This is a genomic window from Pseudomonas canadensis (assembly GCF_000503215.1).
In the GTDB taxonomy this organism is placed as follows: domain Bacteria; phylum Pseudomonadota; class Gammaproteobacteria; order Pseudomonadales; family Pseudomonadaceae; genus Aquipseudomonas; species Aquipseudomonas canadensis.
Genome location: NZ_AYTD01000001.1, coordinates 294,053 through 315,746, shown reverse-complemented (window position 1 = coordinate 315,746; position 21,694 = coordinate 294,053). Strand labels below are relative to the sequence as shown.

18 protein-coding genes are annotated in these 21,694 nt (G+C 61.2%); 11 read left to right on the top strand and 7 right to left on the bottom strand.

Annotated elements, in window-relative coordinates; translation table 11 throughout:
- Positions 1–56: 56 nt before the first annotated feature.
- From U367_RS0101395 to pilM, 3 genes are read right to left on the bottom strand one after another with little or no spacing between them, the layout of a single operon-like run.
- Complete coding sequence (locus U367_RS0101395) at positions 57–1,016, bottom strand: pilus assembly protein PilP (RefSeq protein WP_028615420.1); 960 nt, start codon at positions 1,014–1,016, stop codon at positions 57–59.
- Complete coding sequence (locus U367_RS0101390; RefSeq protein WP_028615419.1) at positions 1,013–1,567, bottom strand: PilN domain-containing protein; 555 nt, start codon at positions 1,565–1,567, stop codon at positions 1,013–1,015. The genes U367_RS0101395 and U367_RS0101390 overlap by 4 nt, the downstream gene beginning before the upstream one ends.
- Positions 1,564–2,217: a type IV pilus assembly protein PilM gene (gene pilM / locus U367_RS0101385; RefSeq protein WP_028615418.1), complete on the bottom strand. Its 654-nt coding sequence runs from the start codon at positions 2,215–2,217 to the stop codon at positions 1,564–1,566. Before pilM ends, U367_RS0101390 begins: the two co-directional genes overlap by 4 nt.
- A gap of 220 nt (positions 2,218–2,437) precedes the next feature.
- Between pilM and U367_RS0101380 the strand changes: the two genes are divergently transcribed.
- Entirely contained in the window at positions 2,438–4,897 is a 2,460-nt protein-coding gene (locus U367_RS0101380) for a penicillin-binding protein 1A (protein ID WP_372514792.1), read from the top strand.
- A 328-nt stretch (positions 4,898–5,225) separates the two neighbouring features.
- Here the strand turns inward: U367_RS0101380 and U367_RS0101375 are convergent, their stop codons facing one another.
- The 3 genes from U367_RS0101375 to rpmE form a co-directional block, all read right to left on the bottom strand.
- Positions 5,226–6,494, bottom strand: coding sequence for a malic enzyme-like NAD(P)-binding protein (locus U367_RS0101375; protein WP_016979185.1), 1,269 nt, complete (start codon positions 6,492–6,494; stop codon positions 5,226–5,228).
- A gap of 181 nt (positions 6,495–6,675) precedes the next feature.
- Positions 6,676–7,470 carry a thermonuclease family protein gene (locus U367_RS0101370; RefSeq protein ID WP_028615416.1) on the bottom strand — a complete coding sequence of 265 codons (795 nt, stop codon included), beginning with the start codon at positions 7,468–7,470 and terminating at the stop codon, positions 6,676–6,678.
- A 35-nt stretch (positions 7,471–7,505) separates the two neighbouring features.
- Positions 7,506–7,724: a 50S ribosomal protein L31 gene (gene rpmE / locus U367_RS0101365; RefSeq protein ID WP_010213765.1), complete on the bottom strand. Its 219-nt coding sequence runs from the start codon at positions 7,722–7,724 to the stop codon at positions 7,506–7,508.
- A gap of 215 nt (positions 7,725–7,939) precedes the next feature.
- Between rpmE and U367_RS0101360 the strand changes: the two genes are divergently transcribed.
- The 10 genes from U367_RS0101360 (at position 7,940) to U367_RS0101315 (ending at position 20,602) form a co-directional block, all read left to right on the top strand.
- Positions 7,940–10,159, top strand: a complete 2,220-nt coding sequence (locus tag U367_RS0101360) for a primosomal protein N' (RefSeq protein ID WP_028615415.1) — start codon at positions 7,940–7,942, stop codon at positions 10,157–10,159.
- Between the two features lie 110 nt (positions 10,160–10,269).
- Entirely contained in the window at positions 10,270–12,006 is a 1,737-nt protein-coding gene (gene argS / locus U367_RS0101355) for an arginine--tRNA ligase (protein WP_028615414.1), read from the top strand.
- A gap of 1 nt (position 12,007) precedes the next feature.
- Positions 12,008–12,709 (top strand): SPOR domain-containing protein, encoded by a 702-nt coding sequence (locus U367_RS0101350; RefSeq protein WP_025858692.1) that lies wholly within the window; start codon positions 12,008–12,010, stop codon positions 12,707–12,709.
- 246 nt (positions 12,710–12,955) lie between these two features.
- Complete coding sequence (hslV, locus tag U367_RS0101345; protein ID WP_003171209.1) at positions 12,956–13,486, top strand: ATP-dependent protease subunit HslV; 531 nt, start codon at positions 12,956–12,958, stop codon at positions 13,484–13,486.
- A 36-nt stretch (positions 13,487–13,522) separates the two neighbouring features.
- Positions 13,523–14,860, top strand: a complete 1,338-nt coding sequence (hslU, locus tag U367_RS0101340; RefSeq protein WP_028615413.1) for an ATP-dependent protease ATPase subunit HslU — start codon at positions 13,523–13,525, stop codon at positions 14,858–14,860.
- A gap of 103 nt (positions 14,861–14,963) precedes the next feature.
- Positions 14,964–15,341, top strand: a complete 378-nt coding sequence (locus U367_RS0101335) for a gamma-butyrobetaine hydroxylase-like domain-containing protein (RefSeq protein WP_028615412.1) — start codon at positions 14,964–14,966, stop codon at positions 15,339–15,341.
- Positions 15,342–15,590: 249 nt separating this feature from the next.
- A complete protein-coding gene (gene phaC / locus U367_RS0101330) occupies positions 15,591–17,270 on the top strand; it encodes a class II poly(R)-hydroxyalkanoic acid synthase (protein WP_028615411.1) in 1,680 nt (559 codons plus the stop codon).
- 66 nt (positions 17,271–17,336) lie between these two features.
- On the top strand, positions 17,337–18,182 hold the full coding sequence (phaZ, locus tag U367_RS0101325; protein WP_028615410.1) for a poly(3-hydroxyalkanoate) depolymerase: 846 nt from the start codon (positions 17,337–17,339) through the stop codon (positions 18,180–18,182).
- An 89-nt stretch (positions 18,183–18,271) separates the two neighbouring features.
- Positions 18,272–19,954, top strand: coding sequence for a class II poly(R)-hydroxyalkanoic acid synthase (phaC, locus tag U367_RS0101320; RefSeq protein ID WP_028615409.1), 1,683 nt, complete (start codon positions 18,272–18,274; stop codon positions 19,952–19,954).
- 27 nt (positions 19,955–19,981) lie between these two features.
- Positions 19,982–20,602 carry a TetR/AcrR family transcriptional regulator gene (locus U367_RS0101315; protein ID WP_028615408.1) on the top strand — a complete coding sequence of 207 codons (621 nt, stop codon included), beginning with the start codon at positions 19,982–19,984 and terminating at the stop codon, positions 20,600–20,602.
- Between the two features lie 116 nt (positions 20,603–20,718).
- On the opposite strand, the gene U367_RS0101310 is transcribed toward U367_RS0101315, so the two are convergent.
- Positions 20,719–21,684 carry a phasin family protein gene (locus U367_RS0101310; RefSeq protein WP_028615407.1) on the bottom strand — a complete coding sequence of 322 codons (966 nt, stop codon included), beginning with the start codon at positions 21,682–21,684 and terminating at the stop codon, positions 20,719–20,721.
- Positions 21,685–21,694 lie beyond the last annotated feature (10 nt).

The window sequence follows — 21,694 nt, the reverse complement described above, 5'->3', positions numbered from 1 at the left end:
GCTATCCATAGCGCCACACCGAAGGACGAGAAAGTCCTTTTCATTGTTTGATTCCGTTATGAGTTGATGTTTAACAACAGGGTTCGCGGGCGCTCCAGCCATGCCCCCTGACCATCGGGAAACAGTTCGACCAGTTCTATAGCGCGCTCATGAATGGCCGTGACCCGCCCATGGTTCGGCCCCAGGTAGTCCCCGACCGCCAGGCGGTGCACCTTGGAGGCCGCACGTAGCAAGGCAAAAACCTGCACCCCACGGGACAGCGTGCCGACCATTTCAAACTGGTCCACCGCAAGGCTTTCCAGCACGCCACGTGGCCGGGCAAGGTCCGGCGTCCGGACCGGTCGCCCTTTCAGAGGGTCGACCTGCACCGCGAGCCGTTGAAATGGATCACGCAACCCGGACGAGTCATAGACAAAGAGCTGTCGCCGTACAAGCGCCCCACTACCCTGCGCATGCCAGTAAGTCTTGGCCAGCAGGTCAAGGCGCAACAGCCTGCCATCACGTCGCAGGGCCACATCGTGCACCGTAGCGATTCGCGACAAGCCACCCAAGCCCGTCAGGAACATTGCCAGGTCGTGATAAGCCCCCGCGACGCCGATTTGCACAGGCTGTTCGTGAAAGAACGGCTGAGACTGCTCATCCAACGGCGTGACGCTCTCGACCAGCAACCCGTTGGCCAGTGCCAGACGCGCGATATCTTCCAATAAACCAGGCATTTCGGACTCGCCAGGCAACGCCTGCAAAAGCTCATCGACCTTCGCTTGCATCCGTTGGAGCTGCTGTGTACGCGCTTCAAGGCTGGCGGCCAGGCCAGTCTTTTGTGCGATTTGCTGTTTCAGGGCCACTTCCCGCGCCTCGACCTGGAGCAACCGTTCCCGCGAGGGGCTCAGGTACACAAGGTCGCCCACCACAAACACCACGCCCGCCAGCGCACAGCCCAACAGGGCCTTGCCAGGTAGGGGCCATTTTGCGGTGTTGTGAGTGAGTGCGGAAAGATTGAGCCTTGGCAGGCTCAAGGTTGAGCCTCGGAGGACTCTCCCTGACGCACCATCAGTTGGAATTCATTGTTGCCGCGCGCGCCATCCGTTCGCACATGTTGCAACCGCGTGGAATGGGCACCTTCCGCCGCTTCCAGGCGGCGCATCAATTGGGCGATGTCCTGGCTGGACTCAGCGCTGCCGCTGATACTCACCGTATCGCCCTTGGCCACCACTTCATGCAGGTGCACGCCGTCGGGGACCGCGCGCGCCAGTTGGTCCAATAGCTGCGCACCTGGCGAGCGGGCATCATGCAGGTCCTGCACGACCTTCATGCGTTGCGCCAATTGCTGGCTTTGCTCCTGCAGGTCATCAATGGTCTTGATACGTGAATCCAGGCCGACGACCTCCTTACCCAGATGGTCATTGCGGGTTACTTGGCGATCGATGGCCTGGTCGATCACCTGGTCCGCCAGCCACACGGCCGCGAGCGCGGCACAGGCGAACACCAGCAAGCCCGCCAGTAGATACTTGCGTCGCCGCTCTGCCAGCGCCTGACGCCAAGGCAGTAGGTTGATTCGTGTCTTCAAGCGAAACTCCTCAGGGCCAACCCGCAAGCAATTCCCATCCCCTGGGCATCCACGGCCCATTGTGCACCATCGACGCGATGGCTCGGCGTGAAGCTGGCGAAATCCTGACGGCAAGCGCGCGCCAATGCAAACGCTTCGATATCGATCACCTTCGGCACCAGCCCCGCCAGGGCCAAAACTGCCTCGCGGGCTTCTACGTGCTCCTTCAAGCATGCGGCCAGCAATACCTCGACCCGATTCGGATCCAGGGCCGTTGGCCCGCGCACTTGAAAGTCGATAGCGACGTCATCCAGCGGATAGGGAATGTACTGGTCTGCCTCCATCTGGATCATCCAGGTCATCTCATCATCTGAGAGCCCAGCGTCCATCTCGATCATCCGCGTGATCACCGAGGGCCCGGACACAGCAGCGACAGCACCACGAACCGATGTCGACAACCGCGACCACGCGCTGCGCAGGGAGCGCCCTACGCCATCGAGATCAAAAAGTGTGCCGTCGACTACCGCCTGCGTCGGCAGTGCCTGCGTGACGTAGCCTCGAACGTTGTAGCCTGAAGGTGAACGGCCCAGCTCGATCAAGCGGATGGCCGTGTCATTGATGTCGACACCCAGCAAGGTGCCGGCTTTTCCCGTGAAAAATCCCTTTCCCATAAAACTCCCTAAAGCTTTGCCTGTCATACCGCCTGATTGCCGCTGGGCGCCATGCATTCGGTCGACTGTCGAACAGGTGCGAATGACGTCCCAAGTCGAAAAATGCTTTAATGCCCAGCGTTTTTTTCCGCTTTTTATCTGCCGCTCGGGTCGATCCATCGTTTGCCATGCATGCCCCGACGCCTAACTCATTCTTTTCTCTGGAAATCCAAAAGCCTTGATTCGTCTGCTGAAGTTTTTCGGGTACTCCATTGTCGCCATCGTTTGCGGGCTGCTGCTCGTGCTCAGCGGGGCCTACCTCTACCTTAGTCCGGGTTTGCCCTCCGTAGAGGCCCTCAGAAGTATCCAGTTGCAGATTCCTTTGCGGGTCTACAGCAGCGATGAAAAACTGATCGCGGAGTTCGGCGAAATGCGCCGCACACCGATCCGTTTTGCCGATATTCCGCCCAATTTCATCAGCGCCCTGCTGTCGGCCGAAGACGATAATTTTGCCAACCACTATGGCGTCGACCCCAGCAGCCTGGTGCGTGCGGCGACACAACTGGTAAAAAGCGGACACATTCAGTCCGGCGGCAGCACCATCACCATGCAGGTGGCGAAGAACTTCTTCCTCACCAGCGAGCGCAGCTTCTCGCGTAAAGCCACCGAGATCCTCCTGGCGCTGCAGATCGAACGCCAGCTGACCAAGGACGAGATCCTTGAGCTGTACGTCAACAAGATCTACCTGGGCAACCGTGCCTACGGGATCGAGGCGGCGTCCCAGGTCTACTACGGCAAGTCCATCCGTGACGCCAGCCTGGCGCAGATGGCCATGATTGCCGGCCTGCCCAAAGCCCCTTCACGCTTCAACCCACTGGCCAACCCGGCGCGCAGCAAAGAACGTCGCGACTGGATCCTGGGTCGCATGTACAAGCTGGGCAAGATCGACCAGGCCGCTTACGAAAGCGCCATCGCCGAACCGCTGAACGCCAGCTACCACGTTCCGACGCCGGAGGTGAACGCGCCTTATATCGCCGAAATGGCGCGCGCCGAAATGGTCGGCCGCTATGGCAGCGAGGCCTATACCGAAGGTTTCCGGGTGACAACCACGGTGCCGAGCAACCTGCAGGAAATCGCCAATGACTCGGTGCACTCCGGCCTGATCACCTACGACCAGCGCCACGGCTACCGCGGCCCTGAGTCGCGCCTGCCGGGCAAGACCCTGAGCGCGTGGACCACCGAGCTGGGCAAGCAACGCGCAATAAGTGGCCTTGAGCCGGCCATCGTCACCCAGGTGAAGAAAGATGGCGTGCAGGTGCTGACCCGCACCGGCGAAGCCCACGTGGCATGGGACAGCATGAAATGGGCACGTCCGTTCCTGAACACCAACAGTATGGGTGCGCTGCCCAAGCAGCCGTCTGACGTGGCCCAGGTGGGTGATTTGATCCGCGTGCAACGCCAGAAGGACGACAGCCTCAAGTTCAGCCAAGTGCCGCTGGCCCAAGGCGCCCTGGTGTCCCTGGACCCGCAGAACGGTGCGATCCGCGCGCTGGTCGGCGGCTTCGCCTTTGAGCAGAGCAATTACAACCGCGCCACCCAGGCCAAGCGCCAGCCGGGTTCGAGCTTCAAGCCGTTCATCTACAGCGCTGCCTTGGATAACGGCTACACCGCCGCCAGCCTGGTCAACGATGCGCCGATCGTGTTTGTCGATGAGTACCTGGACAAGGTGTGGCGCCCGAAGAACGACACCAACACCTTCCTCGGCCCGATCCGTATCCGCGAGGCGCTGTACAAGTCGCGTAACCTGGTATCGATCCGCTTGCTGCAGGCCATGGGCGTCGGCAAGACCATCGACTACATGACGCGCTTTGGCTTCAACAAGTCGGACCTGCCGCCAAACCTGTCCCTGGCCCTGGGCACCGCGACCCTCACGCCGATGGAAATCGCCACCGGCTGGAGCACCTTTGCCAACGGCGGCTACAAGATCGCGCCGTACCTGATCGACAAGATTGAAAGCCGTAACGGCGACACCCTGTTCACCGCCAACCCGCCGCGAGTGCCGGGTGATGTGGTCAACGGCGTGGCGGCGACGGATGGACTGGCGGCTCCGAGCAATGGCGGCATCACCATTGAGCCGACTCCAGGCACCGCACCTGCCGGCAACGCTGCCGCAACCGAACCGCAGGCGCCCGCCGTGGCCGAGCGCATCGTGGATGGCCGTACCACCTACATCCTCAACAGCATCCTGGAAGACGTGATCAAGAAGGGTACCGGCCGCCGCGCCCTGGCCCTGGGCCGTCCGGATATTGCGGGCAAGACCGGTACCACCAACGAATCCAAGGATGCCTGGTTCTCCGGCTACAACGCCGATTACGTGACCACCGTGTGGACCGGCTATGACCAGCCGGAAAGCCTGGGTCGCCGCGAGTTTGGTGGCACTGTCGCGCTGCCGATCTGGATGAGCTACATGGGCGCGGCACTGAAGGACAAGCCGCCGCACACCCAGCCGGAGCCTGAAGGCATCCTTAGCTTGCGTATCGACCCGGTGAGTGGCCGCGCGGCCTCGCCAAGCACGCCGAATGCGTACTTCGAACTGTTCAAGAGCGAAGACACGCCGCCTTCGGTCAACGAGCTGGGCAATGGTGTTGCGCCGGGCAGCCCGCTGCCAGCGGATGAGGCGGCGCCGATCGACCTGTTCTGAGGTTGGAACCAGGGCTTATCGTGGTGAACGGGCTTTTGTGGTGAGCGGGCTTGCCCCGCGCTGGGGCGCGAAGCGGCCCTAATGCAAGTATCGCATTCATCCAGTTAAAACGCGTTGGCAGGTTTTAGGGCTGCTTCGCAGCCCAGCGCGGGGCAAGTCCGCTCACCACAACAAGCCCACTCACCACAACAAGCCCACTCACCACAAAGGCCTGCTCACCACAGCAAGCCTGAACAGCACAGCAAGCCTGCCCTGCACAAAGAGATCCGCCACAAAAAAGCCCCGACTCGCGAGAGCCGGGGCTTTTTTGTGGGTGCGCTACAACGGCTTAGCCGTTGAACACATCATCCACGCTTTGCAGCGGGTAGTGCTTCGGATACGGCAGGGTAGCAACGCCGGTCTCGATAGCGGCTTTAGCCACGGCATCGGAGATTAGGGTGATCAGGCGCTTGTCCATTGGTTTCGGAATGATGTACTCACGACCGAATTCCAGCTTGATACCGCCGTAGGCGTCGCACACTTCCTGAGGGACCGGCAGCTTGGCCAGTTCACGCAGGGCGTTGGCGGCAGCCACTTTCATCTCTTCGTTGATGCGCTTGGCGCGAACGTCCAGGGCACCACGGAAGATGAACGGGAAACCCAGTACGTTGTTGACCTGGTTCGGGTAGTCCGAACGGCCGGTCGCCATAATCACGTCGCTACGGGTGGCGTGAGCCAGTTCCGGAGAGATTTCTGGATCAGGGTTGGAGCAGGCGAACACGATCGGGTTGGCCGCCATGGATTTGAGGCCTTCAGCGCTCAGCAGGTTCGGGCCGGACAGGCCGACGAACACGTCTGCACCGTCGAGGGCGTCAGCCAGGGTGCGCTTGTCGGTCGCGTGGGCAAACATCGCCTTGTACTGGTTCAGGTCGGTACGCTCGGACTGGACCACGCCTTTGCTGTCGACCATGAAGATGTTTTCCAGCTTGGCGCCCATGCTCACCAGCAACTTCATGCAGGAGATGGCCGCAGCGCCGGCGCCCAGGCAGACGATCTGTGCGTCGGCGAGAGTTTTGCCAGCGATTTCCAGAGCGTTGATCATGCCGGCCGCAGTAACGATCGCGGTGCCGTGCTGGTCATCGTGGAATACCGGAATGTCGCACTGTTCGATCAGGGCCTTTTCGATCTCGAAGCACTCAGGCGCCTTGATGTCTTCCAAGTTGATGCCACCGAAGGTGATGGAAATGCGCTTGACCGTGTCGATGAAAGCCTGCGGGCTTTCGGAATCGACTTCGATGTCGAAAACGTCGATGCCGGCAAAGCGCTTGAACAGAACGCCTTTACCTTCCATGACTGGCTTGGAAGCCAATGGGCCGAGGTTGCCCAGGCCCAGAATCGCGGTGCCATCGGAAATCACTGCAACCAGGTTGCCTTTGCCGGTGTACTTGTACGCCAGTTCAGGGTCGCGGGCGATTTCACGTACGGGCTCGGCAACACCAGGGCTGTAGGCCAGCGACAGGTCGCGAGCGGTGGCAGTGGCTTTGGTGAGCTCTACACTCAGCTTTCCTGGACGAGGATGGGCATGATATTCGAGAGCGGCAGTTTTCAAATCAGACATATCGGCATTCCGCTTTTACTGTTGGTCGACGGACCGCCGAGGATACGCGTGTCGCAAAGTCCCTACAAGACTGGGCAGTCACAGGTGTCAAGGGCCCTGCGCTACGACTTTCGGCCAAGAGCCACGGGATACAAGGGCTCAACTGTTCACAATCGACTAAAAAAATGTCTACAATTTTTTCCTAATCCGTCGATTTGAGCATGCCGGGGTCGGTCACTGGCAGCATCCAGCGTGCCTGCCCGTTTTTCAGGCCGCCGCGGTTGGCGCGATCCTGCACCCAGCCACGGGCTTCGATTGTCTTGCCTTGCAGACCACTGAGCACTGCGGTGTCGAATTTTTTGGCGAGGTCGGGCGCAATGCGTAATACCACTGCCCCCTGAACTTCGATCCAGATTCCGCCGCGATTGCGTTCGATCTTGCTCACCTGGCCACTGACCAAAGCAAAGCCAGACTGCTTGAGCTGCGCCACGTTTTGTACCGGCGATTGCCGCCAAAGGCCCAACCGCGCATCACGTGCGCTGTTTTCAGCGGCCTGCTGACAGGCGACAAGATCGGTATTGGGCGCAACTCCAACCTGAAATCCCAGGCCTTCAGCCAGCAATTGCGCCTCAAGGTTCTCGCCGTCCGCGCCGTAGAGGTGGGCCAACGTGCGGCCGTAGCGGTCCTTGCTCTCGCGCCCAGGCACCAAGCCGACACGGCCGTCGCTCGCGTCGACCAATGCCTGTAAACGCTGGCGGGCCGCAACCGCGTAAGGCTCGTCGGGACGGCCCTTCTTGCCGGTTTCGGGGGCATTGAGGCCGATCATCCGCACACTGCGGCCGTCCTTGAGGCGCACCGTGTCGCCATCCACCACGCGCTGCACCTCCACGCGGGCCAACGTGGTCGGCGCAGGGCAGCCCCCCTGAGCCTGGGCAACCGAGAGCCAAATTCCAGGCACAAAAAAGGCGCCCACAAGGGACGCCTTTTTCATCAGCATGGAAAAACCGTAACGGCCTCCCAAGTTGATCGGCCTTAGGCCTTTTTGGCACCGAAAGCACCAAAGCGATCTGCGAAGCGCTGTACACGGCCGCCGGTGTCCAGAGTTTTCTGCTTACCGGTGTAGAACGGGTGGCACTCGTTGCATACGTCAGTACCCAGTGGCTTGCACAGGTTCGAACGGGTTTCGAACTTGTTGCCGCAGCTGCAGGTGACTTCGATGGTTTCGTACGCTGGATGGATATCGGCTTTCATGGCACTTCCTCGGGCTAGCGTGCCGCCACTCGACACTATTGTCGAATACCGCACGTAATTAGGCCGCGGATTCTACCAGACCTTTTTAATCGCGCAAGCCGCGTATCCGGCTGAAAACCGCCTTTCATCAGAAAACCGTGGCATACCCAAGCCCTCCCCTGTCTGCTAGGCTCCCGCCCCTGCGCCACCGCCTGCCTTTATATGAGACCCCCCGCGTGCCCGACGCCATTTTGCGCCTAGCCCTGCCCTCGCCCCTGCGCCGCCTGTTCGATTACCGGGCCCCGGCCGGTGTGCTGCGGGCACAGTTGCAGCCGGGTATGCGCGTGCGCGTGCCGTTTGGTCGGCGGGAAATGATCGGCATATTGGTAGAGGTCGCGGATCACAGCGAAGTCCCTGCGGAAAAACTCAAGCCCGCGCTGGCCATGCTCGACGCCACCCCGCCACTGCCGCCGGCGTTGTTCAAACTGTGCCTGTGGACCGCCCAGTACTACCAGCACAGCCTTGGCGATACGTTGAGCTGGGCGCTGCCGGTGCTGTTGCGCCAGGGCGAACTGGCCGAAGCGCGTCAGGAACGTTTCTGGTCGATGACACCCGGCGCGCGTCTCGACGACCCGCGTATCGCCCGCGCCCCGCGCCAGCGTGAAGCCCTGGCGACACTGGCCCAGCATCCCCATGGCGTGGCGCATCAGCTATTAAGCAAGCTGATGCTGAGCAAAGACAGCCTCGACCTGTTGCTCGCCAAGGGCCTGGTGCAGGTGGAAATCCGCAAGCACGCTCCCGATGCCCGCCACGAACACTGGCTGGCCCAACCGGAATTGCCGCTGAACCCCGAGCAACGCGCTGCCTATGAAGCCATTCGCGCAGGTTTCGACAGTTTTCATGCCTTCCTCCTGGCCGGCGTCACCGGCAGCGGCAAGACCGAAGTCTACCTGCAGTTGATCCGCGAGACTCTGCAGGCCGGCAAACAGGCGCTGGTACTGATCCCCGAGATCAACCTGGGCCCGCAGACCCTGGCGCGCTTCGAACAGCGCTTCAATGCGCGCATCGCCCTGGTGCACTCCGCCGTCAACGACCGTGAGCGCCTGGAATCCTGGCTGGCCGCACGGGATGGCGAGGCCGACATTATTATCGGCACCCGCTCGGCGCTGTTCACCCCGATGAAGAATCCCGGGCTGATCATCATCGACGAGGAGCACGACGGCTCCTATAAACAGCAGGAAGGCTTGCGTTACCACGCCCGCGACCTGGCACTGGTGCGTGCGCGCCAGGAAGACATCCCGATTGTGCTGGGCTCGGCCACACCATCACTCGAGAGCTTGCACAATGCCTACACGGGGCGTTACGGCCTCCTACGCCTCAATGAGCGTGCAGGCGGCGCCAAGCAGCCAAAATTCCTGCGCCTGGACGTCAAAAGCCGTCCACTGGACAGCGGTATTTCCGGGCCGATGCAACAAGCCATCGGCCAGACCCTCGCCGCTGGCCAACAGGTCTTGGTGTTTCTCAACCGCCGCGGCTTTGCACCGACACTGCTGTGCCATGACTGCGGCTGGATGTCCGAGTGCGAGCGCTGCGATGCGCGCATGACCGTGCACCAGCGCTACGGCGAGCTGCGCTGCCATCACTGTGGGCATGTAGAACGTGTACCGCGCCACTGCCCGCAGTGCGGCAAAGTCGACCTGCGGCCGGTGGGCGCCGGCACCGAACGGGCCGAAGAGCGCTTGGGCATTCTGTTCCCGGATTACCCGGTGCTGCGGGTCGACCGCGACAGCACCTCGCGCAAAGACGCGATGAACCAGCTGTTCGCCACCATCCAGAAAGGCCACCCGTGCATCCTGATCGGCACGCAGATGCTTGCCAAAGGGCACCATTTCCCACGGGTGACCCTGGTGTCGATCCTGGATGCCGACGGCGGGCTGTTTTCCGGGGACTTTCGCGCCAGCGAGCGCATGGCGCAGTTGATCGTGCAGGTCGCCGGCCGTGCGGGTCGCGCCGAAGAGCCGGGCCGGGTGATCATCCAGACCCACTTGGCCGACCATCCGCTGCTGATCCAGCTGACCGAACAAGGCTACTTCGCCTTCGCCGAGCAGGCGCTGAGCGAACGTCGCGCCGCGGGCCTGCCGCCTTTTTCCCATTTGGCCCTGTTGCGCGCCGAAGCCCATAAACCGGGGCAGGCCGAAGGTTTCCTGGATGAGGCATGCAGCGCCGCCGAACGTTTACTCGGCGAACTGGGTCTGAGCGGCATCGAATTGCTCGGCCCGGTGCCCGCCCCCATGGAGCGCCGCGCCGGGCGTTATCGTGCTCAGCTACTCTTGCAGGCAACCTCGCGCGCACCGCTGCATCGGCTCTTAAGTAGCTGGTTGCTTGCCCTAGAGCAAATGCCCAGCGGTCGCCAAGTGCGATGGTCGCTGGATGTAGACCCGGTAGATTTGTATTAAGCCTGGCCATAGGTCCCGCGAAGGTTGGCAAGCCCGCCCTCGCCACGGATAATGCCCAGTTTTTCCACCTGCGCATCGCGCGCCACCGCTTGCGGTCGAAAGAGAACACCATGAAAGACACCATTCGCCAGCTGATCCAACAAGCCCTCACCCAACTCGTCAACGAAGGTGTGTTGCCTGAAGGCCTGACGCCGGCGATCCAGGTGGAAAACACCCGCGACAAAACCCACGGTGACTTCGCCAGCAACATCGCGATGATGCTGTCCAAACCCGCGGGCATGAAGCCACGCGACCTGGCAGAGAAAATCATCGCCGCGCTGCCTGCCGACGAGAGTGTCACCAAGGCTGAAATCGCCGGCCCTGGCTTCATCAACTTCTTCCAGAACACCCAGGCCCTGGCTTCGCGCCTGGATGCGGCGCTGGCCGACGCCAAGATCGGCGTGCGCAAGGCCGGCCCGCTGCAGCGCGTGGTCGTCGACCTATCGGCGCCGAACCTGGCCAAAGAGATGCACGTCGGCCACCTGCGCTCAACCATCATTGGCGACGGCGCGGCGCGGGTCCTGGAGTTCCTCGGCGACGACGTGATCCGTCAGAACCACGTCGGCGACTGGGGCACTCAGTTCGGCATGCTGATGGCTTACCTGCAAGAAAACCCGATCACCAGCAACGAGCTGTCGGACCTGGAAAACTTCTACCGCGCCGCCAAGAAGCGCTTCGACGAATCCGAAGAATTCGCCGACCGCGCCCGTGGCCTGGTGGTCAAGCTACAAGCCGGTGACGCCGAGTGCCTGGCACTGTGGAACCGTTTCCGTGACATTTCCCTGTCTCACTGCCAGGAAATCTACGAGCTGCTCAACGTCAAATTGACCATGGCCGACGTGATGGGCGAAAGCGCTTACAACGACGACCTGATGAATGTGGTCAACGACCTCAAGGCCAAGGGCCTGCTGGTGGAGAGCAACGGCGCGCAGTGCGTGTTCCTCGAAGAATTCAAGACCGCCGACGGCGAGCCGCTGCCGGTGATCATCGTCAAGGCCGATGGCGGCTACCTCTACGCCACCACCGACCTGGCCGCCGTGCGCTACCGCAGCGGCGTGCTCAAGGCCGATCGCGCCTTGTATTTTGTCGACCAACGCCAGGCGCTGCACTTCCAGCAGGTGTTCGAAGTGGCGCGTCGCGCGGGTTTCGTCACCCACCCGATGCACATGGAGCACATGGGCTTCGGCACCATGAACGGCGCCGATGGCCGCCCGTTCAAGACCCGTGACGGCGGCACCGTGAAGCTGATCGACCTGCTCACCGAAGCGCAGGAACGTGCCTACACCCTGGTGAAGGAAAAGAATCCGGAGCTGGCCGAGGCCGACCTGCGCAATATCGCTCGCGTGGTGGGCATTGGTGCGGTCAAATACGCCGACCTGTCCAAGCACCGCACCAGCGACTACAGCTTCAACTTCGACCTGATGCTCAACTTCGAAGGCAACACCGCGCCGTACCTGCTGTACGCCTACACCCGTGTGGCTGGCGTGTTCCGCAAGCTGGGCAAGGACTTCAGCGAAGTTGAAGGCCAGATCGTGCTGGACGCCCCGCACGAACAGGAACTGGCCGCCAAACTGGCGCAGTTCGGCGAAGTACTGAACAGCGTCGGTGAGAAAGGCACGCCGCACATCCTGTGCACCTACCTGTACGAAGTCGCCGGCCTGTTCTCCAGCTTCTACGAGAACTGCCCGATCCTGACCGCCGACGACGAAGCCCAGAAGCAAAGCCGCCTGCGCTTGGCTGCACTGGCTGGACGGACCCTCAAGCAAGGCCTCGAGCTGTTGGGCCTGGAAACTCTGGAGCGTATGTAAGTTGGCCGCCAAGAAAAAACCTGCACCCAAGCGCGGCGCCAGCCGCTACCAGGCCCCGGCGAAGAAACCAATCCCGGGCTGGTTGTGGATGGCGATCGGCCTCACCGTCGGCGCGTTTATCGTGTTCCTGATGAAGCTGGATCCCGGCAAGGGCGATGACGTCAAACGGGTCAAGCAGGAACAGCAGAAGGCCACGAAAATGGCCGAAGCCAACAAGACGGCGCCGAGCCCGACCGCGCCCGTGAAGCCGAAGTACGACTTCTACACGCTGCTGCCGGAATCGGAAGTGATCGTGCCGCCTGACGCCGTGCCGGAGAAAACCCTGCCGACGCCACAAGTGCCGACCACGCCAGTCACCCCTGCCGAAGCGGCGAAAATCGACACGGCACGTGCCCAGGCCGCGCTGGCCGGCATTACGCCGCCGCCAGCGCCGCCGGTTGCCGAAACCAAGGCCGCGCCGGTGACCAAGTTCTTCCTGCAAGCGGGTTCGTTCCCGAAACAGGCGGATGCGGATCGCGTGCGGGCGCAGATTATTCTGCTGGGCCAGTCGGTGACGGTGGAGTCCGGCACGGTGAAGGATGCGACCTGGTATCGCGTGCTGGTGGGGCCGTTCAGCAACCGAGAACAGCTGACTGTGGCGCAGAAACAACTGGCTGGCGCGGGCTTTAGCAACCTGTTGTTACAACAACGCCAGAGTCGCTGACTCTAAGAGCACAGCAGGCACCATGTGGGAGCGGGCTTGCTCGCGAAAGCGGTATTTCAGTCAGTATTTTCGGCGACTGACCCACCGCATTCGCGAGCAAGCCCGCTCCCACATTTTGTTTTGCGGCGTGTCAGAAAGATAAACACCACTCGTCCGCACACTGCCCTCGCGGTTGAAATCCCCCCCGCCACCCCCATATGAGTTTTCATCAGGGCATTTTCGCCCCGCTGCGTGGAGACTCTCCCCTTGACCACCATCGTTTCAGTACGTCGCCACGGCAAAGTCGTCATGGGCGGCGACGGCCAGGTTTCCCTGGGTAATACCGTGATGAAAGGCAACGCCAAGAAAGTGCGTCGCCTGTACCACGGCCAGGTTCTCGCGGGCTTTGCCGGCGCTACCGCCGACGCCTTCACCCTTTTCGAGCGCTTCGAAGGCCAACTTGAGAAACATCAGGGCCACCTGGTGCGCGCTGCGGTTGAACTCGCCAAAGAATGGCGCACCGACCGCTCCCTCAGCCGCCTGGAAGCCATGCTGGCCGTCGCCAACAAAGACGCTTCCCTGATCATCACCGGCAACGGCGATGTGGTTGAGCCTGAGCATGGCCTGATCGCCATGGGTTCCGGCGGTGGCTACGCCCAAGCGGCCGCCAGCGCACTGTTGAAGAAAACCGACCTGTCGGCTCGCGAAATCGTCGAGACCGCCCTGGGTATCGCCGGTGATATCTGCGTGTTCACCAATCACAACCAGACCATTGAGGAGCAGGACCTCGCCGAGTAAGCCGTAGGCTTATTCCGCTTGAGGCCGCCAAACACTATGTCCATGACTCCCCGCGAAATCGTCCATGAACTCAACCGCCATATCATCGGCCAGGACGATGCCAAGCGCGCCGTAGCCATTGCGCTGCGTAACCGCTGGCGCCGGATGCAACTGCCCGAAGAACTGCGCGTTGAAGTGACGCCTAAGAACATCCTGATGATCGGTCCTACCGGCGTCGGTAAAACCGAAATCGCCCGTCGCCTGGCCAAGCTGGCCAATGCACCGTTCATCAAGGTCGAAGCCACTAAGTTCACCGAAGTGGGCTACGTGGGCCGCGACGTCGAGTCGATCATCCGCGACCTGGCCGATGCCGCTCTGAAGATGCTGCGCGAACAGGAAGTGACCAAGGTCAGCCACCGCGCCGAAGACGCCGCCGAAGAACGCATCCTCGACGCCCTGCTGCCACCGGCACGCATGGGTTTCAACGAAGACGCCGCGCCGGCCTCGGATTCCAACACCCGCCAGCTGTTCCGCAAGCGCCTGCGTGAAGGCCAGTTGGACGACAAGGAAATCGAGATCGAAGTCGCCGAAGTCTCCGGCGTCGATATCTCCGCCCCGCCTGGCATGGAGGAAATGACCAGCCAGTTGCAGAACCTGTTCGCCAACATGGGCAAGGGCAAGAAGAAAAGCCGCAAGCTCAAGGTGAAGGAAGCCTTGAAACTGGTGCGCGACGAAGAAGCCGGGCGCCTGGTGAATGAGGAAGAACTCAAGGCCAAGGCCCTGGAAGCGGTCGAGCAGCACGGCATCGTGTTTATCGACGAAATCGACAAGGTGGCCAAGCGCGGCAACTCCGGCGGCGTCGATGTATCCCGCGAAGGCGTACAGCGCGACCTGCTACCGCTGATCGAAGGCTGCACCGTGAACACCAAATTGGGCATGGTCAAGACTGACCACATCCTGTTTATCGCCTCCGGTGCGTTCCACCTGAGCAAGCCAAGCGACCTGGTGCCGGAGCTGCAAGGCCGCCTGCCGATCCGCGTGGAACTCAAGGCGCTGACCCCAGGCGACTTCGAACGCATCCTCAGCGAGCCACACGCGTCGCTCACCGAACAATACCGTGAGCTGCTGAAAACCGAAGGCCTGGGCATCGAGTTCCAGCCGGACGGCATCAAGCGCTTGGCGGAGATCGCCTGGCAGGTCAACGAGAAGACCGAGAACATCGGAGCCCGTCGTTTGCACACCTTGCTGGAGCGTCTGCTGGAGGAGGTGTCCTTCAGTGCTGGCGATTTGGCTGGCGCGCAGAATGGCGAAGAGATCAAGATCGACGCTGAATACGTCAACAGCCACTTGGGCGAATTGGCACAGAACGAAGACTTGTCTCGTTATATCCTGTAAGTCATGTGAACCCCTTGTAGGAGCCCGGCTTGCCGGCGATGCGTTCTTGAGAACGCCATCGCCGGCAAGCCGGGCTCCTACATGATCTGCACGGATCCCCGCCATGACTAAATTTCCCACCGCTGTAAACCTGCACAAAACCTCCAACACCCTCGGCCTCACCTACGGGCCCGACGAGGTGTACCAACTCCCCGCCGAACTGCTGCGCACCCACTCGCCTTCCGCCGAGGTCCAGGGGCATGGCAAACCCATCCTGCAATTCGGCAAGCTCAACGTGAAGTTGATCAAGGTAGAAGCCGCCGGCCAGTACGCACTGAAATTGACCTTCGACGACGGCCATGACAGCGGACTGTTCACCTGGGACTACCTCTACCAACTGGCCGTGCGTCAGGACGCGTTGTGGGCCGATTATCTGGCTGAACTCAAAGCAGCCGGCAAAACCCGCGATCCGGATCAGTCGGTCGTACGGCTGATGCTCTAGACCAGGCCTCTTGCTCTTTAGAGGGCATTTTCTAATTTCATCTGCTTGAATGCCCTGTCGCGTGACCAACGACTGGTCCGCTTGCGAAAAAAATTAAACTCGGGTAACCAATGGAATTGGCAAGTTCCCTGCATTTGACGATGCGGTATCAACGGTCACCCGAGTCGCAGTACCAGGCTTGTGTTGTGTATCGAAACTGGGTGCGCAGCGGTCCCCGGTACTCGTCTTTCGGACAATGGAGCGTCGTAGATGAGTAACAAGAACAACGATGACTTGAAACGCCAGGCCTCGGAAAACACCCTGGGGCTCAACCCGATCATCGCGTTACGTAAAAAGGATTTACTCGCCTCGGCGAAGATGGTGCTGACCCAAGCCATCAAACAACCGCTGCACAGCGTCAAGCACGTCGCGCATTTTGGCGTCGAGTTGAAGAACGTGATGTTCGGCAAATCAGCGCTGGCGCCCGAAAGCGACGACCGTCGTTTCCAGGACCCGGCCTGGAGCCAGAACCCGCTCTACAAACGCTATCTGCAAACCTACCTGGCGTGGCGCAAGGAACTGCACGACTGGATCGGCGACAGCAACCTGTCGGAACAGGACATCAGCCGCGGCCACTTCGTGATCAACCTGATGACCGAAGCCATGGCCCCCACCAACAGCGCGGCCAACCCGGCGGCGGTCAAACGCTTCTTCGAGACCGGCGGCAAGAGCCTGCTCGATGGCTTGTCCCACCTGGCCAAGGACATGGTGCATAACGGCGGCATGCCGAGCCAGGTCAACATGGGCGCCTTTGAAGTGGGCAAGACCCTGGGCACGACCGAAGGCGCGGTGGTGTTTCGCAACGATGTGCTGGAGCTGATCCAGTACAAGCCGATCACCGAACAGGTGCACGAACGCCCGCTGCTGGTGGTGCCGCCGCAGATCAACAAATTCTATGTATTCGACCTGAGCCCGGAGAAGAGCCTGGCGCGCTTCTGCCTGCGCAATAACCAGCAAACTTTTATCGTCAGTTGGCGCAACCCGACCAAGGCTCAGCGCGAGTGGGGCCTGTCGACCTATATCGAGGCGCTCAAGGAAGCGGTGGATGTGGTCACGGCGATTACCGGCAGCAAAGATGTGAATATGCTCGGCGCCTGTTCCGGCGGCATCACCTGCACGGCACTGCTCGGCCACTACGCGGCGCTTGGGGAGAAGAAGGTCAACGCCTTGACCCTGCTGGTAAGCGTGCTCGACACGACGCTGGACACCCAAGTAGCGCTGTTCGTCGACGAACAGACCCTGGAAGCGGCCAAGCGCCATTCCTACCAGGCCGGCGTGCTGGAAGGCCGCGACATGGCCAAGGTGTTCGCCTGGATGCGCCCCAACGACCTGATCTGGAACTACTGGGTCAATAACTACCTGCTGGGTAACGAACCGCCGGTGTTCGACATCCTGTTCTGGAACAACGACACCACACGTTTGCCGGCGGCCTTCCACGGCGACCTGATCGAGCTGTTCAAGAACAACCCGTTGGTGCGAGCCAACGCACTGGAAGTGTGCGGCACGCCCATCGACCTCAAGCAGGTCACCGCCGATATCTACTCACTGGCCGGCACCAATGACCACATCACACCGTGGCAGTCGTGCTACAAGTCGGCGCAGTTGTTTGGTGGCAAGGTCGAGTTCGTGTTGTCCAGCAGCGGACATATCCAAAGCATCCTCAACCCGCCGGGCAACCCCAAGGCGCGTTACCAGACCAGCGACAGCCTGACGGCGAAACCGCTGGACTGGCAGGAGAATGCCACCAAGCACACCGATTCGTGGTGGCTGCATTGGCAGGCGTGGCAGGCGGAGCGGGCGGGCAAGTTGAAGAAGGCGCCGACGAGCCTGGGTAACAAAACCTATGGCGCGGCCGAAGCGGCGCCAGGGACTTATGTGCATGAACGCTAACCCACTGTAGGAGGCCGGCAAGCCGGCTCCTACAAAGGGTATCGATATTACCTACAGGGCTTTCCCATGCCGCAACCGTTCATCTTCCGCACCATCGACCTGGATGGCCAGGCCATCCGCACGGCGGTGCGCCCGGGCAAGCCTCACTTGACGCCGTTGCTGATCTTCAATGGCATCGGCGCCAACCTTGAATTGGTGTTTCCGTTCGTCCAGGCGCTGGACCCGGACCTGGAAGTGATCGCGTTCGATGTGCCCGGAGTGGGCGGTTCATCCACGCCCAATCGGCCATACCGCTTTCCCGGTCTGGCCAAGCTCACTGCACGCATGCTCGATTACCTGGACTATGGCCAAGTGAACGCGGTGGGCGTGTCCTGGGGCGGCGCGTTGGCGCAGCAGTTTGCCTACGACTACCCGGAACGCTGCAAGAAGCTGATCCTGGCGGCCACGGCGGCAGGTGCGGTGATGGTGCCGGGCAAACCGAAAGTGTTGTGGCTGATGGCAAGTCCGCGCCGTTACATTCAACCGTCCCATGTGGTGCGCATTGCACCGATGATCTACGGGGGGTCGTTCCGCCGCGACTCACAACTGGCCGCCGAACACGCGAGCAAAGTGCGTTCGGCTGGCAAGCTCGGTTATTACTGGCAGCTATTCGCCGGGCTGGGCTGGACCAGCATCCACTGGCTGCACAAGATCCGCCAACCCACCCTGGTGCTGGCGGGGGACGACGACCCGCTGATCCCGCTGATCAACATGCGCATGCTGGCCTGGCGCATTCCCAACGCACAGTTGCACATCATCGATGACGGCCACCTGTTCCTGATCACCCGGGCGGAGGCCGTGGCGCCGATCATCATGAAGTTTCTAGAAGAGGAGCGCATGCGCGCGGTGATCCATCCGCGACCGGCCGTGTAAGGACCACACCGCCGCGCAACTTGCCAAGAACCGGCTATGGTTCTGAATTGGCGTGCCTGTTTGATGGCTTGACGAAGGAGTGTTGGCTCATGCGAGAAAGACCCGTGACGAACCCGGCGCCAACCCCTGCCGCGTTCATCAATGCGCAAAATGCGATCACCGGCCTGCGCGGTCGAGACCTGCTGTCGACCCTGCGCAGCGTGGCCGCCCATGGCTTGCGCAACCCGGTGCATACCGTTCGGCATGCCTGGGCGTTGAGCGGTCAACTGGGTCGCGTGCTGCTCGGTGAAACCGTGCACGAACCCAACCCCAACGACGGCCGCTTCACCGACCCCACCTGGAAGCTCAACCCACTGTACCGGCGCAGCCTGCAAGCCTATCTGAGCTGGCAGAAGCAGACCCGTCACTGGATCGATGACAGCAACCTGAGCGCCGATGACCGCGCCCGTGCGCATTTTGCTTTCTCGTTGATCAACGATGCGGTCTCCCCTTCCAACACCCTGCTCAACCCGCTGGCGATCAAGGAGCTGCTCAACTCCGGCGGCAACAGCGTGGTGCGCGGTGTGACCAACCTGTTCGAAGACCTGCTGCACAACAATGGCCTGCCGCGCCAGGTGAGCAAGCACGCCTTCGAAGTCGGCAAGACGGTCGCCACCACCCCCGGCTCCGTGGTGTTTCGCAATGAGCTGCTGGAGCTGATCCAGTACAAGCCCATGAGCGAAAAGCAATACGCCAAGCCGCTGCTGATCGTGCCGCCGCAAATCAACAAGTACTACATTTTCGACTTGAGCCCCGCTAATAGCTTCGTGCAGTACGCCCTGAAAAACGGCCTGCAGACCTTCATGGTCAGTTGGCGCAACCCGGATGTGCGGCATCGCGAATGGGGCTTGTCCACCTACGTCGCTGCGTTGGAGGAAGCACTCAACGTGTGCCGCGCGATCACCGGTGCTCGTGAGGTCAACCTGATGGGCGCTTGCGCCGGCGGCCTGACCATCGCCGCGCTGCAAGGCCACCTGCAAGCCAAGCGCCAGCTGCGCCGCATCTCCAGCGCCAGTTACCTGGTGAGCCTGCTGGACAGCCAGATCGACAGCCCCGCCACCCTGTTCGCCGACGAGCAGACCCTGGAAGCCGCCAAGCGCCGGTCCTATCAACAAGGCGTGCTGGACGGTCGCGACATGGCCAAGGTGTTCGCGTGGATGCGGCCCAATGACCTGATCTGGAACTACTGGATCAACAACTACCTGCTGGGCAAGGAACCGCCGGCCTTCGACATCCTGTACTGGAACAACGACAACACGCGACTGCCGGCAGCGCTGCATGGCGACCTGCTGGACTTCTTCAAGCACAACCCGCTGAGCCATCCCGGTGGCCTGGAAGTGTGCGGCACACCGATCGATTTGCAGAAGGTCACGGTAGACAGCTTCAGCGTGGCGGGCATCAACGACCACATCACGCCGTGGGATGCGGTGTATCGCTCCACCCAATTGCTGGGCGGCGAACGGCGCTTCGTGCTGTCCAACAGCGGGCATATCCAGAGCATCCTCAACCCGCCGGGCAACCCCAAGGCTAACTACGTCGAAAACCCCAAGCTGAGCAGCGACCCGCGCGCCTGGTACTACGACGCCAATCACGTCGACGGCAGTTGGTGGCCGCTGTGGCTGGCGTGGATCCAGCAGCGCTCGGGCGTGCAACGGGAAACCCTTACTGCCCTGGGCAACCAGAACTACCCACCGATGGAAGCGGCACCCGGCACCTACGTGCGCGTGCGCTGAGCTCAACGATCACATTAAGAAGACTGGATGAAGACCCGCGACCGTATCCTTGAATGTGCCCTGCAGTTGTTCAACCAGAAGGGCGAGCCGAACGTGTCGACCATGGAGGTGGCCAATGAAATGGGGATCAGCCCCGGCAACCTCTACTACCACTTTCATGGCAAGGAGCCGCTGGTGCTCGGGTTGTTCGAGCGTTTCCAGAATGAGCTGGCGCCCCTGCTCGACCCACCAGCGGACGCGCAACTGGAAGCCGAGGATTACTGGCTGTTCCTGCACCTGATCGTCGAGCGCATGGCGCATTACCGGTTCTTGTTCCAGGACTTATCGAACCTGGCGGGACGTTTGCCGAAGCTGGCCAAGGGCATTCGCAACTTGCTGACGGCGCTCAAGCGGACACTGGCGTCTTTGCTGGCGCGACTGAAGGCGGCGGGTCAGTTGGCCAGCAGCACCCAGGCCCTGGGGCAACTGGTGGAGCAGATCACCATGACGCTGCTGTTTTCGTTGGATTACCAGCGGATTCTTGATCGTGAAGGCGAGGTGCAGGTGGTGGTCTACCAGATCATGATGCTGGTGGCGCCGCATTTGCTGGCGCCGGCACGACTGGCAACCGAGAAGTTCGCGCTGAAATATCTGGATGACACCGTCTGAAATTGTGGGAGCGGGCTTGCTCGCTCCCACATTTGGATGTGGTGTGCCGTTGAAAGTAGCCCCATAAAAAATGCCCGACCTTTGCAGGCCGGGCATTTTTTGTATCCTGAGAAAAATCAGGACTGACTGGATGGCGTCGGGGTTGCCGGCGTTGCAGTCGGGGTCACAGTAGGGGTCGGTGCGGAAACCGAATTGGCTGTGGAAGCGGTTGGCGCAGTAGCAGGCTTGGCGGCAGCAGCAGGCTTGGGTGCTGCTGGTTTTTTCGCTACAGCAGGCTTTTTCGCGGCAGCGGGTTTTGCCGCTGGCTTGGCTGCAGCAGGTTTGGCGGCTGGTTTCGCGGCGGCAGGTTTGGCAGCGGGTTTTGCTGCAGCGGTTTTGGCGGCAGGCTTGGCGGCTGGTTTGGCAGCGGCCTTGGCTGCAGGTTTTGCGGCTGGCTTAGCGGCAGGCTTGGCAGCAGCTTTAGCAGCCACTGGTTTGGCAGCCGGTTTGGCGGCCGGTTTAGCTGCTGCGGTTTTGGCAGCTGGCTTGGCGGCTGGTTTAGCAGCAGCCTTGGCAGCGGGTTTTGCAGCCGGCTTGGCGGCAGCTTTTACTAGAGGCTTGGCCGCAGGTTTCGCAGCCGGTTTGGCCGCTGCGGTTTTAGCCGCTGGCTTGGCCGCCGGTTTTGCAGCAGCCGTTTTCGCGGGTGCCACTTTAGCGCCGGTGAGTTTTTCGATTTGCTTGGTCAAGGTATCGACCTTGCTGTGCAGCGTCTTCAACTCTGCCTTACTCGGCACGCCCAGTCGCGAAATGGCACTGTTGAGGCGTTTGTCGAAAGTTTCTTCCAACTTGCCCCACGTGTCAGAAATGCTCGACTTGGCGGAGCCGGCAGTTGCCTTGGCGGCTTCAACTTTTTTACCAACCGTGGTTTTGGTCAACTTCTCGGCTTTCTCGCCGTCCTTGACCAAAGTCTCGAAGTATTTGCCGCCGTCACTGCTAACCTTCGAGTACACGCCTAAACCAGCAAGCCAGATCTTACGGGAATATTTTTCAACTTCCCCGACCCACGAGCTGCCTTCTTTCTGAGTAGTCTTTTTAACAGCCATCCCGATGTCT

Coding starts and splice junctions, on each gene's coding strand:
- phaZ (WP_028615410.1), top strand. CDS start 17,337: ATGCCGCAACCGTTCATCTTCCGCACCATCGACCTGGATGGCCAGGCC.
- U367_RS0101335 (WP_028615412.1), top strand. CDS start 14,964: ATGACTAAATTTCCCACCGCTGTAAACCTGCACAAAACCTCCAACACC.
- pilM (WP_028615418.1), bottom strand. CDS start 2,217: ATGGGAAAGGGATTTTTCACGGGAAAAGCCGGCACCTTGCTGGGTGTC.
- phaC (WP_028615409.1), top strand. CDS start 18,272: ATGCGAGAAAGACCCGTGACGAACCCGGCGCCAACCCCTGCCGCGTTC.
- hslU (WP_028615413.1), top strand. CDS start 13,523: ATGTCCATGACTCCCCGCGAAATCGTCCATGAACTCAACCGCCATATC.
- U367_RS0101315 (WP_028615408.1), top strand. CDS start 19,982: ATGAAGACCCGCGACCGTATCCTTGAATGTGCCCTGCAGTTGTTCAAC.
- U367_RS0101310 (WP_028615407.1), bottom strand. CDS start 21,684: ATGGCTGTTAAAAAGACTACTCAGAAAGAAGGCAGCTCGTGGGTCGGG.
- U367_RS0101370 (WP_028615416.1), bottom strand. CDS start 7,470: ATGCTGATGAAAAAGGCGTCCCTTGTGGGCGCCTTTTTTGTGCCTGGA.
- rpmE (WP_010213765.1), bottom strand. CDS start 7,724: ATGAAAGCCGATATCCATCCAGCGTACGAAACCATCGAAGTCACCTGC.
- U367_RS0101375 (WP_016979185.1), bottom strand. CDS start 6,494: ATGTCTGATTTGAAAACTGCCGCTCTCGAATATCATGCCCATCCTCGT.
- argS (WP_028615414.1), top strand. CDS start 10,270: ATGAAAGACACCATTCGCCAGCTGATCCAACAAGCCCTCACCCAACTC.
- phaC (WP_028615411.1), top strand. CDS start 15,591: ATGAGTAACAAGAACAACGATGACTTGAAACGCCAGGCCTCGGAAAAC.